14 protein-coding genes are annotated in these 14,299 nt (G+C 57.6%); 12 read left to right on the forward strand and 2 right to left on the reverse strand.

All coding sequences use genetic code 11. The features are described 5' to 3' along the window. Positions 1-77 precede the first annotated feature (77 nt). The 5 genes from A3224_RS05055 to A3224_RS05075 all read left to right on the forward strand — a co-directional run bounded on the left by A3224_RS05055 (position 78) and on the right by A3224_RS05075 (position 4,952). Complete coding sequence (locus tag A3224_RS05055; protein ID WP_067152212.1) at positions 78-311, forward strand: BolA family protein; 234 nt, start codon at positions 78-80, stop codon at positions 309-311. Positions 312-347: 36 nt separating this feature from the next. Then, positions 348-1,610: a UDP-N-acetylglucosamine 1-carboxyvinyltransferase gene (gene murA / locus A3224_RS05060; RefSeq protein ID WP_067152214.1), complete on the forward strand. Its 1,263-nt coding sequence runs from the start codon at positions 348-350 to the stop codon at positions 1,608-1,610. Between the two features lie 107 nt (positions 1,611-1,717). Next, on the forward strand, positions 1,718-2,347 hold the full coding sequence (hisG, locus tag A3224_RS05065; RefSeq protein WP_067152216.1) for an ATP phosphoribosyltransferase: 630 nt from the start codon (positions 1,718-1,720) through the stop codon (positions 2,345-2,347). A gap of 28 nt (positions 2,348-2,375) precedes the next feature. Continuing rightward, a complete protein-coding gene (gene hisD, locus A3224_RS05070) occupies positions 2,376-3,683 on the forward strand; it encodes a histidinol dehydrogenase (protein ID WP_067152218.1) in 1,308 nt (435 codons plus the stop codon). A 186-nt stretch (positions 3,684-3,869) separates the two neighbouring features. Next, the gene (locus A3224_RS05075; protein WP_197463054.1) at positions 3,870-4,952 is read left to right on the forward strand and encodes a hypothetical protein; all 1,083 of its coding nucleotides are present in this window, start codon (positions 3,870-3,872) and stop codon (positions 4,950-4,952) included. Between the two features lie 153 nt (positions 4,953-5,105). Here the strand turns inward: A3224_RS05075 and A3224_RS05080 are convergent, their stop codons facing one another. After that, positions 5,106-6,254: a S1C family serine protease gene (locus A3224_RS05080; RefSeq protein WP_067152222.1), complete on the reverse strand. Its 1,149-nt coding sequence runs from the start codon at positions 6,252-6,254 to the stop codon at positions 5,106-5,108. A gap of 131 nt (positions 6,255-6,385) precedes the next feature. Between A3224_RS05080 and sat the strand changes: the two genes are divergently transcribed. After that, positions 6,386-7,576 carry a sulfate adenylyltransferase gene (gene sat / locus A3224_RS05085; RefSeq protein WP_197463056.1) on the forward strand — a complete coding sequence of 397 codons (1,191 nt, stop codon included), beginning with the start codon at positions 6,386-6,388 and terminating at the stop codon, positions 7,574-7,576. A 111-nt stretch (positions 7,577-7,687) separates the two neighbouring features. Here sat and A3224_RS05090 read toward each other — a convergent pair whose 3' ends face one another. After that, a complete protein-coding gene (locus A3224_RS05090; RefSeq protein ID WP_067152224.1) occupies positions 7,688-8,149 on the reverse strand; it encodes a YhcB family protein in 462 nt (153 codons plus the stop codon). A gap of 181 nt (positions 8,150-8,330) precedes the next feature. Here A3224_RS05090 and zapE point away from each other — a divergent pair, with 181 nt between their 5' ends. The 6 genes from zapE (at position 8,331) to A3224_RS05120 (ending at position 14,296) form a co-directional block, all read left to right on the forward strand. Beyond that, complete coding sequence (zapE, locus tag A3224_RS05095; protein WP_067152226.1) at positions 8,331-9,461, forward strand: cell division protein ZapE; 1,131 nt, start codon at positions 8,331-8,333, stop codon at positions 9,459-9,461. 169 nt (positions 9,462-9,630) lie between these two features. Then, positions 9,631-10,059 carry a 50S ribosomal protein L13 gene (gene rplM, locus A3224_RS05100; RefSeq protein ID WP_067152228.1) on the forward strand — a complete coding sequence of 143 codons (429 nt, stop codon included), beginning with the start codon at positions 9,631-9,633 and terminating at the stop codon, positions 10,057-10,059. A 14-nt stretch (positions 10,060-10,073) separates the two neighbouring features. After that, the gene (gene rpsI, locus A3224_RS05105; RefSeq protein ID WP_067152230.1) at positions 10,074-10,466 is read left to right on the forward strand and encodes a 30S ribosomal protein S9; all 393 of its coding nucleotides are present in this window, start codon (positions 10,074-10,076) and stop codon (positions 10,464-10,466) included. Positions 10,467-10,762: 296 nt separating this feature from the next. Beyond that, complete coding sequence (gene petA, locus A3224_RS05110; protein WP_067152232.1) at positions 10,763-11,359, forward strand: ubiquinol-cytochrome c reductase iron-sulfur subunit; 597 nt, start codon at positions 10,763-10,765, stop codon at positions 11,357-11,359. After that, entirely contained in the window at positions 11,356-13,557 is a 2,202-nt protein-coding gene (locus A3224_RS05115) for a ubiquinol-cytochrome c reductase (protein ID WP_067152234.1), read from the forward strand. The genes petA and A3224_RS05115 overlap by 4 nt, the downstream gene beginning before the upstream one ends. A gap of 112 nt (positions 13,558-13,669) precedes the next feature. After that, complete coding sequence (locus A3224_RS05120) at positions 13,670-14,296, forward strand: glutathione S-transferase N-terminal domain-containing protein (protein ID WP_067152236.1); 627 nt, start codon at positions 13,670-13,672, stop codon at positions 14,294-14,296. The last annotated feature ends 3 nt before the right edge of the window (positions 14,297-14,299 follow it).

Below are 14,299 nucleotides of genomic sequence, written 5' to 3' on the forward strand. Positions count from 1 at the left end.
CGCGCGGCGGCTGCTGCGCGGCCCGCTGGTTTCCAGTACACTTGCGCGCTGGTTTCAACGCAACGTTTTTCCCACCTATGCAAGCCGATGATATCAAAGCCCTGATCGAGGGGCAGATCCCCGACAGCCGCGCCGAGGTCGCTTTCGAAGGCAGCCACCTGATGGTGACCGTAGTGAGTCCCGCTTTTGAAGGTTTGAGCCGGCTGAAGAAACAGCAACTGGTCTATGCGGCGCTCAGCGACAAGATCGCCGACGGCACCCTGCATGCGGTTCAGATGCAGACGCTCACCCCTGAAGAGGCTGGCCGTTAGGTCGCCGCTCAATCGGACAAACAGACGCTAAGCCGAATGGACAAATTAATTATCGAGGGCGGCAGCCCTATTGCCGGCACCCTGAAAATTTCAGGGGCCAAGAACGCCGCGCTGCCGATCCTCGCCGCGGCATTGCTGGCGGACGGGCCAGTACAGATCCACAATTTGCCGCACCTGAACGATATCACCACTATGATCACCCTGCTGCGGTGCATGGGTTGCGAGGTTACCGTCGACGAAAAACTGGGGGTGGAGATTGATCCTCGTCCAGTCAACGATCTCACGGCACCTTATGAGCTGGTGAAGACAATGCGCGCCTCCATCTTGGTGCTGGGGCCTCTGTTGGCCCGCCACGGGGTGGCCAACGTCTCCTTTCCCGGCGGTTGTGCCATCGGTAGCCGCCCGGTGGATATCCACCTAAAGGGACTGGAGGCCATGGGGGCGGAGATCACGATTGACGGCGGTTTTATCCGCGCCCGCTCCAACGGTCGTCTCAAAGGCGCCAATATCGTGATGGAAAAGGTTACCGTTGGGGGCACGGAAAATCTCTTAATGGCGGCGGTGCTGGCGGAGGGTACCACGGTGCTGCACAACGCCGCGCGGGAGCCGGAAATCGTCGACCTGGCGGAGTTCTTGATCGCCATGGGGGCGCAGATTGAAGGTGTGGGTACAGATACCCTGCGGGTGCACGGCGTACCGCGCCTCAGTCCCTGCTCCTTTACTGTGATGCCAGACCGCATAGAAACGGGGACCTTCCTCGCTGCCGCTGCAGCGGCGCGCGGCAGAGTGCGTTTGACGCACACTCGTGCGGATATTCTCGATGCCGTATTGGTTAAGTTCGAGGAGGCCGGTGCGCATATCTCTTGCGGAGATGATTGGATTGAGCTGGATATGAAGGGCAACCGGCCAAAGGCGGTCAGTTTCCGCACGGCGCCCTATCCCGCGTTTCCCACCGATATGCAGTCCCAGTTTACTGCGATGAATGCTGTGGCCGAGGGCAAGGGTGCAGTGGTGGAAACCATTTTCGAGAACCGTTTGATCCAGGTGCACGAGCTCAATCGGATGGGGGCCAATATCCTGCTGGAGGGCAATACCGCCATTGTCACTGGGGTGGAGAAACTCAAGGGGGCACCAGTGATGGCTTCCGATCTGCGCGCTTCCGCCAGCCTGGTGATTGCCGGCATTGTGGCCGAAGGTACCACTGTCGTGGATCGTATCTACCACATTGACCGCGGTTACGAGTGCATTGAGGAAAAGTTGCGGCAACTGGGAGCGAATATTCGCCGAGTGCCTGGTTGACCTAGACGGGAGCCGGTTGTCGCGAGGTTCCGCTACCGGCATCTGGCTTTTGCGTTTCTATCCGCCGCCACTGAATAAATCGAAATGACTTATAAGCGATAACAGCTATGCAGATCACCATTGCGCTGACCAAGGGGCGAATCCTCAAGGAGACCCTGCCATTGCTCGCAGCCGCGGGGCTCGAGCCGCAGGAGGATATTTCGCGCAGCCGCAAGCTGATTTTTCCCACCAATCAGCAGGGCGTGCGCCTGCTGATTTTGCGTGGCGTGGATGTGCCCACCTATGTGCAGCACGGCGCCGCGGATATGGGGGTTGCCGGCAAGGATACGCTGCTTGAGCACGGCGCCGACGGTATCTACGAACCGCTCGATTTGGGTATCGCCTGCTGCCGACTGATGACCGCCGGTGTCAAGGGGGTGGAGCTGCCGCAAGGACGTATCAAAGTGGCCACGAAGTTTGTGCGCAGTGCCAAGCGTTACTACGCGGCCCAGGGGCGCCAGGCGGATATCATCAAACTGTACGGCGCCATGGAACTCGCGCCGCTGATGGATTTGGCGGATGAGATAGTCGATATCGTCGACACCGGCAATACGCTGAAAGCCAACGGCCTGGAACCCCGGGACACCATTGCTCATATCAGCAGTCGCCTGATCGTCAACAAGGCGTCGATGAAGATGAAGTATCAGCCCATCAATGCCCTGATTGAAAAGCTCGCCGCCGCCGCAAAGAAAAATTAACCTTGCAAACAACCCCGTAGATACAGCCATGACGATCGACAGCATCCGCCGTCTCAATGCCGCAGACTCGGATTTTAATGCGCAGCTGGACCAGCTGCTGGCGTGGGAATCTGTCGCCGATAAGAGTGTGGAGAGCAGTGTTGCGGAAATTCTGCAGCAGGTGCGAAGCCGTGGCGACGCAGCGGTGATTGAATACACCAATCGCTTTGACCGCCGCCAGCTCACTAGTGCAGGTGAGTTTCAGCTCTCTGCGTCGGCAATGGCCGCTGCCCTCGAGCGCATCCCCCACGCGGAGCGGGCGGCGCTGGAACAAGCCGCCGAGCGGGTACGGGATTACCACCAGCGCCAATTGCAGGTGTCCTGGCGTTACACCGAGGCCGATGGCTCAGTGCTGGGTCAGCAGATAATGCCCATGGAGCGGGTCGGTGTCTATGTGCCCGGTGGCAAGGCCAGCTACCCGTCCTCGGTACTGATGAATGCCATTCCCGCCAAGGTCGCTGGTGTCGACTGCGTGACAATGGTGGTGCCTGCCCCGGATAACCAGTTGAACGACTTGGTGCTGGCGGCGGCGGCCATCGCCGGGGTGGACCGCCTCTACACCATTGGCGGTGCCCAGGCGGTAGCAGCGCTGGCCTATGGTACAGAGACCGTAGAGAAGGTGGATAAGATTGTCGGTCCCGGCAATATTTTCGTTGCCGCTGCCAAGCGCGCCGTGTTTGGGCGTGTCGCTATCGATATGATCGCCGGCCCCTCGGAAATTCTGGTTATCTGTGACGGCAAGACAGATCCCGATTGGATTGCTATGGATTTGTTGTCCCAGGCGGAGCACGATCAGCAGGCACAGTCGATACTGCTGAGCCCGGACGCGGCTTTTTTGGATAAGGTGGAAGTGTCGCTGCAAAGGCAGTTGGCGGAATTGCCTCGGCGGGAAATCGCCGCCCGCTCGTTAGCGGATCGCGGTGCGCTGATTCAAGTGGCGTCCGTTGAGGAAGCTATTGCGGTATCCAATCGCATAGCGCCGGAACACTTGGAGGTATCTGTGGAAGACCCGGAAAAATACCTGCCGCAAATCCGCCATGCCGGCGCTATTTTTCTCGGTCGCCACACTGCCGAGGCACTGGGGGACTACTGCGCTGGTCCCAACCACGTGTTGCCCACCAGCGGCACCGCGCGCTTTTCTTCTCCGCTGGGTGTTTACGATTTCCAGAAGCGCAGCTCCGTTATTTTTTGTTCGCCGCAGGGCGCCGATACCCTGGGCCGGGTGGCCGGCACGCTGGCACGGGGCGAGGGCCTGGAGGCGCACGCGCGTTCGGCGGAATATCGGGTAAAGGATTGATGCCCCGAGTGCGTGGCAACCGCCCGCAGTGCGAGTACAATCCCCCAAGATGCCTGTGATGCAGAGTATTTTGGGTCTTTAAAAATGAAAAAAATAGTTGTTCTTTCTATTTGGGCTGCCATCTTTTTTCTTTTGGGAGGCTGCGCAGCCACCAATAAATTCAGCGTGGTGGAATACCAGCAGACAATGGATGCAAAGTTTCCGCCCCTGGCCGTTTTCTCAAAAGTGCCCGATGGTGACTTCAGGCAGCGTTGCGAAGCAGTCAATAAAGAGTCTCTGTTGAAGCAATGCAGCTTCAATACCATTGATTACTCGCAAATCTACCAAGAGCTGAGCCAATCCGGGCTGTTTGAGTCCGTGCACCTAGCCAACGATGCGGTGCCCTATCAATTGTTGATATCGTCAGCGATGTATGACAAGACCAGCGCAGTGGAATTGGGGCAGGCGGCAGTGGCTGGCGCAACGCTGATGCTGGCGCCGGTAAACACTTCGTGGGAAATTCACATAGACGCGGCGCTCACTTGGCACGGGCATTTGATCCGGCGCTACCAATATGAAATTCCGTTTACCTCCAGCGTCAATCTGTTCAGCGAGCACGGCAGCATGGACAGGGATCAGGCCAGGGCAGTGGTTTCCCGGTTGATTGCCGATTTTCAAAAAGACGAGGCGCTCTCACCACGAGTGCTGTATCGCTCTCTGGAGGCAAGCAATTATGAAACTGAGTTGCACCTGCCAGAGGCTGTGGGAGAGTACCTTGCCAGCCCCTTAGTAATGTTTCGGCACCCTTTATACGGCGCCCAGGCTCGCTATGAGCACAAGCAATTTCAGTTTGATTTCGTCGATGTTTTCGTCTATCCGATTCCCAGCTGGGAGTGGGTGGATGAGAAGAGCGTGCTCGCGCGGGAATCGCTGCGCGTGCGCAAGGAAATGGAATATGTGGAAAAAGAGGGACAGTGGAAGGATTTAAGTCTCAGTGATGATACTTGGAAACGCTGGCGCCGTGCCGATCAGCAGGTGCCGGTGCTGGAGTTGTCCGGTGACTTTTCGACAGTGGCGGACGAAGCCCGCTACCACACCTATGCATACCTTTTTTTATTGAAAGACAAGTTTGTTAAAGTGCGGGCTTCCTTTACTGGGGAAGGGCGCGGTAAGAAGGATGTGGAGTCGTTCGCGCGGGAAGTGTTGGCGTCCATTGAGGTTCCCGACGAGTCGCGGTTTATGGCCCGGGTGCGAAAGATGTGGAGGGATGAGCGGGCTTCGCAACCTTAAGGAATGTCTACTGCACTCGCGTGCGCGCTACTATGCTCCGGGAGACCGGGTGGATATTTGGAAAGGTTTGTAGCGCCCGCCCCAGCGGCTTAGGAGTGTCCGTTCCATTTCCTGAGCCTCTCACCGGGGCGCGATTCGCCATCATTCAGTGCTTCAACTGCGGCGTTGTGTGTTCGGTCTTTCCGAGACAGTAGCTTCGACAGTATCGACCACGCCATCGCGTATGAAGGTGATAGATATGGTATCGCCTGGGCGCAGAGTGGCCATGGTGGCAACGCCGCGCCGGCCGTCATTGATCGGGAGACCGTCGATATGGGTGATTACGTCGCCGGGCTTAAGTCCCGCATGGTGCGCGGGCCCCTGATTGTAAATGGCCGTGATCAGCACGCCGTTGGTGGAAGCCAGATTGTAATTGCGCGCCAGTTGCGGAGTCACCGCCTGGGCCTCGATGCCCAGCCAGCCTGGCACTACCCGGCCGTACTCAATGATGTCTTGCATCACTTTGAAAGCGATATTGGCCGGTATTGCAAAGCTGATGCCGCCGGAGTAGCCGGACTGATTGAGAATGGATGTATTGATTCCCAATAGGCGGCCGTGAGCGTCCACCAAGGCGCCGCCGGAATTGCCCGGGTTTACCGCTGCATCTGTCTGCAGGAAATTCTGCAAGTAGCCGCCGGCACCGGTGGCGGCCAGGTTCAGGTTGCGCTCGCCGGTGGCGCTGATAATGCCTTGAGTGACGGTCTGTCCCACACCGAACGGGTTGCCGATGGCGAGTACCACATCTCCCACCTGGGCTTTTTCCGGTTCTCCAACTTCGATAGACGTGAGACTGGGCAGCTCGATTTTTAGTACTGCCAGGTCGAAATCCGCATCTGAACCCACCAGCTGGGCCTGTGCTTCCCGGCCATCCGCCAGTAACACCACTATGGCATCCGCCTCATCCACTACATGGTGATTGGTGAGAATGTAGCCGTCATCGCTAACAATGACGCCGGAGCCCAGATTGGACTGCATGCGCTCCCGCTGGGGGAGGTTCATGCTGTTGAACAGGCGCTGAAACAGGGGATCGTTGAAAAGCGGATGCTGTCGCTGGGGCACGGCCTTGCGCGTGTAGATATTGACCACCGCCGGTCCCGCGAGGCTCACCGCGCTGGCGTAGGAAACCGGCCCCTGCCATTCTCCCGCTTGCGGAGACGGTGCCCCGTTGCGCAGCTGTGGGAACACGAACAACAGCAGTGCCGCCACTGCCAGTCCAATGCCGGTGGGCGCGGCCCAGTCTTGAATAAAACGTTGTAGGGACACTCTCGACTCCTCGATTTGCGGCCATTATACATGGGTGCAGCGGTGAAGCCGTTGGTCATCGCCCGCAGATCCGTATAATGGCGGGTCCAAATTTTGTGACCCGCCTGCTTTTCAAGTTTTTGGAGATCGCTATGTCCCTGGTTCGACCCCACGGCAGTATGGAGCTGCAGCCCCGGTTTGTGTATGACGCTGAAAGGCATCACCAGCTGATCCATGAGGCGGAGTCGCTTCCGTCCATCGTGGTCAGCTCCGCTGCCGCGGCCAATGCGGTAATGCTGGGTGCCGGCTATTTCAATCCGCTGCACGGTTATATGAATCTGGCCGACGCCCTGAGCGTTGCCGAATCGCTGCGTACCGTGGACGGCCTTTTCTGGCCGGTGCCGATCGTCAATATGGTTGAGGACACCAGTGCCATCGAAGGGGCATCCCGTATCGCGCTGCGCGACCCCAATGTCGAGGGCAATCCGGTTTTGGCGATCATGGACGTCCAGGCAATAGAAACGGTGTCCGAGGAGCAGATGGATACCATGGTGCAACAGGTGTTTGGCACTTTAGATGAAAAACATCCGGGTGTGGCCACTTTCCGCTCCGCCGGCCGCCAGTTAATTTCCGGTCCCATCGAGGTGCTGAACTTCAGTTACTTCCAAAGTGACTTCCCGGATACCTTCCGCACCGCGGTGGAGATCCGCAACGAATTTGCTGAGCGCGGCTGGAGCAAGGTGGTGGCCTTCCAGACCCGCAATCCGATGCACCGCGCCCACGAGGAGCTGTGCAAAATGGCTCTTGAAGCGGTGGATGCCGACGGTGTACTCATTCATATGTTGCTGGGCAAGCTGAAGCCGGGCGACATTCCCGCAACCGTGCGCGACGCCGCGATACGGAAGATGGTGGAGCTCTATTTTCCCAGTAATACCGTGATGGTGACCGGCTACGGTTTCGATATGCTCTATGCCGGCCCGCGGGAGGCTGTGTTGCATGCAGTCTTCCGCCAAAACTGTGGTTGCAGCCACTTGATCGTCGGTCGCGACCACGCCGGGGTAGGCGACTACTACGGTGCTTTTGATGCGCAGACCATTTTTGATGAGAAAGTACCGGAGGGCGCGCTGGAGATTGAGATTTTCCGCGCCGACCACACGGCCTACTCAAAAAAGCTGAATAAAGTGGTGATGATGCGCGATGTCCCGGATCACACAAAGGAAGATTTTATTCTGTTGTCTGGAACCAAGGTGCGCGAGATGCTGGGAGATGGCATAGCTCCGCCGCCAGAATTCTCCCGCCCTGAAGTGGCTCAGATTCTGATGGATTACTATCAGAGCCTGTAAGTAATAAACAAAAAAGGGCGGAGTGTTATCCGCCCTTTTTTGTTTGCAATCGCTTGGGGTGCCCCTGATATGGTTGCCCAAGTGCTGCGACACCTGGGCTGGATTGGGGGGTTAGCGTGTCGCGGTGCCTTCTCCGCTCAAGGGCTCTTTTTCCAGGCCGAAGTCTTCTGCCAGGGTGCCCTTGGCCCCGGGTTCTTTCGGTGCCCAGTCCCGCGGCGGGGCGACGACTTCCTGTAGGTGCTCATCGTTGTCGCTCAGTTTCCCGCTGCCCGCTTCCAGCATTTGGCGCCCGATGTCCTGGCTGGAAAGGCGCAGGGCGCTGTTGGCCAGATATTCGTGCACTTCCCGGTAACTTTCGGTGAGGTTGTGGACCAGCTGGGCAGTTTGGTCAAAGTGCTCGTTAACCTGCAGCTGAAAATCCTCCAGCTTCTGGTTGGCCTCCCGCAGGCGCAGTTCCAGCTCCTGGGTGCGGGCTGTACTGTTGCCGCGGCTGCGTACAGCCAGGAAAGCGAGCAGGGCGCCCAGTGCCAAGCCTAGGATACCCACCAGAATCAATAGCGAAGTAGAGTGCACTAATGCTTCCTCCTCTAGATAAATGACAGCAGCGGTCGTCCGTGACGGAGTGGCCGGCGGTGATGGCCGGCGCTGGGCTATGAGTATACGCGAATAGTGCCGCGCCGTCGGCTAGTCGGTCAGTCGTTGAATTTGATAGAGTGCGCCCCTCGTAAGAAGGTAGTTGATTTTCTCGCCAGTTATGTCCCTAGTCAGCAGTTCCCAACTCTCACCGCTTGAGCGTTATCGGCGCGATCTGCAGCGTCCGGATTTTATTGCCGATCCGGCGCAGGAAAGCGCGGTACGCGAGCTGCAAGATCTGTACACGCGCCTGTTGCAACGGGAGAGGGGGAACGGAGGCGGGCTGTTCGGGCGTGTCCGGCGTTTGTGGCAAGGCGCAACCGAGCCCGAGCGCGGCCTCTATTTCTGGGGCGGGGTAGGGCGGGGTAAAACCTACCTGATGGATGCATTTTTCGAGTCGTTGCCTTTCGAGCGCAAGCAGCGCACTCATTTTCACCGCTTTATGCGTGAGGTGCACCGGGAGCTGAAGGCGCTAGCGGGGGCGAAGAACCCACTGGAGCGGGTGGCGGACCGCATCGCCGCCAGGGCAAAGGTCTTGTGCTTCGATGAGTTTTTCGTTTCCGATATTACCGATGCGATGATACTCGCCAACCTTCTCGGCGCTCTCTTTCAGCGAGGAGTGACTTTGGTGGCCACCTCCAATATTGAGCCGGAGGGGCTCTATAAGGATGGTCTGCAGCGAGCGCGTTTCCTGCCCGCCATCGCTCTGCTGAAGCGGCACACCAAAGTGGTCAATGTGGACAGCGGTGTCGATTACCGGTTGCGCGCGCTGGAAATGGCGGAGCTCTATCACTCACCCCTGGGGGCAGTGGCGGATGCCAGTCTGGCCCGCAGCTTTGCGCGCTTAAGCGTGGAGGGTTGTGAAGTGCGGGAAAGGGTGGATCTGAGTATTGAGGGGCGCCCCATCCGCGCGTTGAAAGTGGCCGACGATGTGGCCTGGTTCGATTTTGCTGCGCTCTGTGACGGCCCGCGCTCACAGAATGACTACATAGAGCTGGCGCGGGAATTCCATACCGTGCTGCTGGCTGGGGTACCGCGCTTTAACGAGCGTATGGAAGCGCAGGCGCGGCGGTTTATTAATATGGTGGACGAGTTCTACGATCGCAGCGTCAAGCTGGTGATTTCCGCCGAAGTGCCGGCCGAGCAGCTGTACGGTGGCAAACACTTGCGATTTGAGTTCGAGCGCACAGTCAGCCGGTTGCTCGAAATGCAGTCCCATGAGTATCTGGCCCGGCCGCACCGCCCCGGCTGAAGGGGGGATTGCGCCTGACCGGACAGGCCTCGGTGGCTTCTGGGGGCGGGGTGTGGAGGCGGGGAGGAAAGCGTTCAAATTCGCTTGAAAAGCGAACACTCCTTATGTACTATCCGCGCTCTTTCGTGGGACGGCCCCATTCCGGGGTCATATTACAGGTGTTTATAACATGAAGACTTACAGTGCCAAACCGGAAGCGGTAAAACGCGACTGGTACATTGTCGACGCTGCGGGTAAGACGCTCGGCCGTATTTCTGCCGAGATCGCTCACCGTCTGCGCGGCAAGCACAAGCCTGAATACACGCCCCACGTGGACACCGGTGATTACATTATCGTGATCAATGCCGAGAAGGTCCGCGTGACCGGCAACAAGGCCAAAGACAAGATCTACCACAGCCATTCCGGCTATCCCGGTGGTCTCAAATCCATCAGCTTCGAGAAGCTGATCGAGAAGGCGCCCGAGCGCACCATCCAGAATGCCGTCAAAGGCATGCTGCCGAAGGGTCCGTTGGGTCGCGCCATGTTCAAGAAGCTGAAGGTGTACAGCGGTAGCGAACATCCTCACGCGGCGCAGCAGCCGATTGAACTGGCGATCTAAACGGGAATACTCTTATGGCAACTACTCAATACTACGGTACCGGCCGCCGCAAGACCTCCACTGCCCGCGTCTTTATTGCGCAGGGTGAAGGCAAGATCACCATCAACGGCCGCTCCCTGGACGAATATTTTGGCCGTGAGGTGGCGCGCATGATCGTGCGTCAGCCGCTCGAAGTGGTCGAAATGACTGACAAATTTGATATCAATGTCACCGTGAAGGGTGGTGGATCTTTCGGTCAGGCGGGTGCTATCCGCCACGGCCTGACCCGAGCCCTGATCCAGTATGATGAAGGGCTGCGCCAGCCGCTGCGCTCAGCGGGCTATGTCACCCGCGATGCCCGCGCTGTGGAGCGCAAGAAAGTGGGTCTGCGCAAGGCGCGCAAGAGACCGCAATACTCCAAGCGTTAAGCTTTCTTTCAGGCCCGGCGAACGCCGGGCTTTTTTGTGTCTTCGGGTCCCCCTTCCGGGTGGGGATTTCTTGTTATTTCTGCTTGTTTTCTCGCCAGTTCGCTGCGGGATTAAAGATGTTCCCCCTTTGTCTTTGCCTTGTATCAAATTGGCATTTTCTTTAACATTGCGCAAATTTGTATCCGCTTGATTTATAGGGTTAATTTTGCACCGGCGAGGCCGGGGCATAACCGTATGCAGGATTTTTTTGGGTTGGGTCAGCCCAGTGTATCGGGCTGAGATGGGAGAAATACGTCATGACTGACGGTGTAAACGTAGGGCGGCGGCGTTTTCTGACCGGGATGACCTCGGCAGTTGGCGCGGCCGGAGCGGTCGGTATAGCCGTTCCGTTCGTGAAATCCTGGAATCCGAGCGCCAAGGCCAAGGCCGCAGGTGCGCCGGTCAAATACAATATCAGCAAGCTTGAGCCGGGCCAGATGGTTACGGTGGAGTGGCGCGGCAAGCCGGTCTATGTGGTGCGCCGTACCGAAGAGGCTCTGCAGAACCTGGAGAAAGTCGAGCCCCTGTTGCGCGACCCCAACTCCGAAGAGTCCGTCCAGCCCGCCTATGTCAATCCGGAAAATCGCGCGATCAAACCGCAGCTGTTGGTGTTGGTCGGGCTTTGTACCCACCTGGGATGCGCGCCCATGTACCGCCCTGAAGTAGGTGCCACCGATCTCGGTGGTGCCGAGTGGATGGGCGGCTTCTTCTGCCCCTGTCACGGTTCCAAGTACGATATGGCCGGCCGTGTTTACAAGGGGGTGCCCGCACCCACCAATCTGGATGTGCCGCCTTATTCCTATGAGGGTGACGACATCATCGTAATCGGCGTGGATCAGGAGGGCACTGCATGAACTGGCTAACCGCTCTGGGCGATTGGATCGATCAACGCCTGCCGATCTACGATGCCTGGGATCGGCATATGGGCAAGTACTACGCGCCCAAGAACTTCAATGTCTGGTATTTCTTCGGTGTATTTTCACTGCTGGTGCTGGTCAATCAGCTGTTGACTGGTATTTGGCTGGTAATGAGTTTCACTCCTTCGGCTGAGGGCGCCTTCGCCTCAGTCGAGTACATTATGCGCGACGTCGAATGGGGCTGGTTGATCCGCTATATGCACTCCACCGGCGCATCGGCTTTCTTCGTTGTTGTCTACCTGCACATGTTCCGCGGTCTCATGTACGGTTCTTATAAGCCGCCGCGGGAACTGGTATGGATTTTCGGCATGTGCATCTATCTGGTGCTGATGGCCGAAGCCTTTATGGGTTATGTACTGCCCTGGGGGCAGATGTCCTATTGGGGGGCTCAGGTAATCGTATCCCTGTTCGGTGCAATACCGGTTATCGGTGAGGATCTTGTGCAGTGGATTCGCGGTGACTACCTGATTTCCGGTATCACTCTCACGCGCTTCTTCTCCCTGCACGTAATTGCACTGCCGCTGGTGCTGGTGCTGCTGGTGGTGCTGCACATCCTGGCGTTGCACGAAGTGGGCTCCAACAACCCTGACGGTATCGAAATCAAGAAGAACAAAGACGAAAACGGCATCCCCAAGGATGGCGTGCCCTTCCACCCGTACTACACTGTGCACGATCTGGTGGGGATAGCGGTATTCCTGTTTATTTTCTGCACTGTGGTGTTTTTCTTCCCGGAAATGGGCGGCTTCTTCCTGGAGCACGCCAACTTTGAGGAAGCTAACCCACTGAAGACACCGCCGCATATCGCACCGGTTTGGTACTTTACGCCCTTCTACGCGATTCTGCGCGCGGTGACGATCGACATAGGTCCGCTGACCGCGAAGTTCCTCGGCCTGGTGGCCATGGGCGCCGCTATCGCGATACTGTTTGTACTGCCCTGGCTGGACAAGAGCCCGGTACGCTCCATTCGCTACAAAGGCTGGTTGCCGAAAGCGCTGTTGCTGGTCTTCGCCGCGGTGTTCATTATCCTCGGTTACCTGGGCGTGCAGTCTCCAACCCCGGGCCGCAACTTCCTGGCCCAGGTGGGAACCCTGTTCTATTTCGCTTTCTTTGTAACCATGCCCATCTGGAGTAATCCGAAGGCGCGCAAAGGTATTGCCTCCTGGATTGTGAGCGGAATTTTCGGCCTGCTCTTCCTGTGGATGGCTGCCACCAACTTCTCTGCCAGTGTCTTCGTCGGTGTTGTCGCCCTGCTGTTGGGGGCCTTTTTCGCCGCGTTGCCCTGGGTGGCCTCCCACGATGATGTGTACCCAACGCCTGAGCGGGTTACCAGCCCGTCCGGCGAGAAGACTTTTGCCGTACTCTTCTTTGGCCTGATCGTGGTTGCGCTGCTGGCCTTTATCCCGATCAAGGCAGTGGGCGCTGAGAGCGATGTTGAGCTCGACCATATCAACATTGACTTGACTAACAAGCCGTCCCTGCAGCGGGGGGCGAAGTATTTCGTCAACTACTGCATGGGGTGTCACAGCGCCAACTTCTCCCGCTGGGAGCGCGTGGCCAACGATTTGGATATTCCCAATGACTTGATGATGCAGAACCTGGTGCTGGGAGATGCGAAGATCGGTGATCTTATGCAGATTTCCATGCGCCCCGAGGACTCAAAAGTATGGTTTGGCGCCACGCCGCCGGATCTGACTTTGGTGGCCCGCGCTCGTTCGCCGGAATGGCTCTACACTTACCTGCGCAGTTTCTACAAGGATGACAGCCGTCCTACCGGTGTGAATAACAAGGTTTTCCCGAACGTGGGTATGCCCCATGTTCTAATGGAACTGCAGGGCCTGCCCGAGTGTGCTGCCGGTCCGAAGCGCGAACACGGCCGTGTTGTGCGGGATGAGCTCGGCAATCCGATTATGGATGCGGAGTGCGGCAGCCTGAAAGTCGGCAATATCAAGGGCTCGATGAACGAAGAGGAATTCGACCAGGCAATGTACGACTTGGTGAACTTCCTGGAATATATCGCCGAGCCCATGGCGGAAGAACGCAAACGCGTTGGCTTTTACGTGCTGGCGTTTATCCTCGTGTTCTTCATTTTCGCCTGGCTGTTGAACCGCGAATACTGGAAAGACGTGCACCACTAAGCTGCGCGCCTTTTCTGAATCTCTGGGTGGTAGAGCTGCTCTGCCACCCTTTTGCGTTTATTGACAGAGGGCCGGCGCTGCAGCCGGCTGAATAGTTCGAGGTAGTTAGAAGATGGGTGTGCCGACCAACAAGCGCTCCTCAATGACCTTCTTTTCCGATGGTCGCAGTCATTTCAGTCACCGCGTGCGTATCGTGCTCGCTGAGAAAGGGGTTTCCGTCGATATCATTGATGTAGACCCGGATGATAAGCCGGCGGAACTGGCTGATCTCAATCCGTATAACTCCCTGCCCACTCTGGTGGACCGCGACTTGGTTCTGTTCGAAACCAAGGTGATGATGGAATACCTGGATGAGCGTTTCCCGCATCCGCCACTATTGCCGGTTTACCCAGTGGCGCGGGCCCAGAGTCGTCAGATCATGTACCGCATCGAGCGCGACTGGTGCCCTCTGGTCGACAAAATTCTTGCTGGTGGTAAAGAAGCAGCCGCCGCGCGCAAGGATTTGCGTGACAGTTTGGTGGGTATCGCGCCCCTGTTTACGGATTTGCCGTACTTCTTCAATGAAGAGTTTTCTCTGGTGGACTGTTGCATGGCTCCTCTGCTTTGGCGCTTGGAGCAGTTTGAAATCAGCCTGCCGAAGACAAAACAGGCCAAGCCTTTGTTGGAATACATGGATCGGCTCTTTACCCGCGAGTCTTTCCAACAGAGTCTGACCGAGTATGAGCGGGAAATGCGTTGAGAG

Source organism: Microbulbifer thermotolerans, from assembly GCF_001617625.1.
In the GTDB taxonomy this organism is placed as follows: domain Bacteria; phylum Pseudomonadota; class Gammaproteobacteria; order Pseudomonadales; family Cellvibrionaceae; genus Microbulbifer; species Microbulbifer thermotolerans.

Excerpts from the sequence above, each read along its gene's own strand:
- A3224_RS05055 (WP_067152212.1), top strand. The coding sequence starts at position 78 with ATGCAAGCCGATGATATCAAAGCCCTGATCGAGGGGCAGATCCCCGAC.
- murA (WP_067152214.1), top strand. The coding sequence starts at position 348 with ATGGACAAATTAATTATCGAGGGCGGCAGCCCTATTGCCGGCACCCTG.
- hisG (WP_067152216.1), top strand. The coding sequence starts at position 1,718 with ATGCAGATCACCATTGCGCTGACCAAGGGGCGAATCCTCAAGGAGACC.
- hisD (WP_067152218.1), top strand. The coding sequence starts at position 2,376 with ATGACGATCGACAGCATCCGCCGTCTCAATGCCGCAGACTCGGATTTT.
- A3224_RS05075 (WP_197463054.1), top strand. The coding sequence starts at position 3,870 with ATGGATGCAAAGTTTCCGCCCCTGGCCGTTTTCTCAAAAGTGCCCGAT.
- sat (WP_197463056.1), top strand. The coding sequence starts at position 6,386 with ATGTCCCTGGTTCGACCCCACGGCAGTATGGAGCTGCAGCCCCGGTTT.
- zapE (WP_067152226.1), top strand. The coding sequence starts at position 8,331 with ATGTCCCTAGTCAGCAGTTCCCAACTCTCACCGCTTGAGCGTTATCGG.
- rplM (WP_067152228.1), top strand. The coding sequence starts at position 9,631 with ATGAAGACTTACAGTGCCAAACCGGAAGCGGTAAAACGCGACTGGTAC.
- rpsI (WP_067152230.1), top strand. The coding sequence starts at position 10,074 with ATGGCAACTACTCAATACTACGGTACCGGCCGCCGCAAGACCTCCACT.
- petA (WP_067152232.1), top strand. The coding sequence starts at position 10,763 with ATGACTGACGGTGTAAACGTAGGGCGGCGGCGTTTTCTGACCGGGATG.
- A3224_RS05115 (WP_067152234.1), top strand. The coding sequence starts at position 11,356 with ATGAACTGGCTAACCGCTCTGGGCGATTGGATCGATCAACGCCTGCCG.
- A3224_RS05120 (WP_067152236.1), top strand. The coding sequence starts at position 13,670 with ATGGGTGTGCCGACCAACAAGCGCTCCTCAATGACCTTCTTTTCCGAT.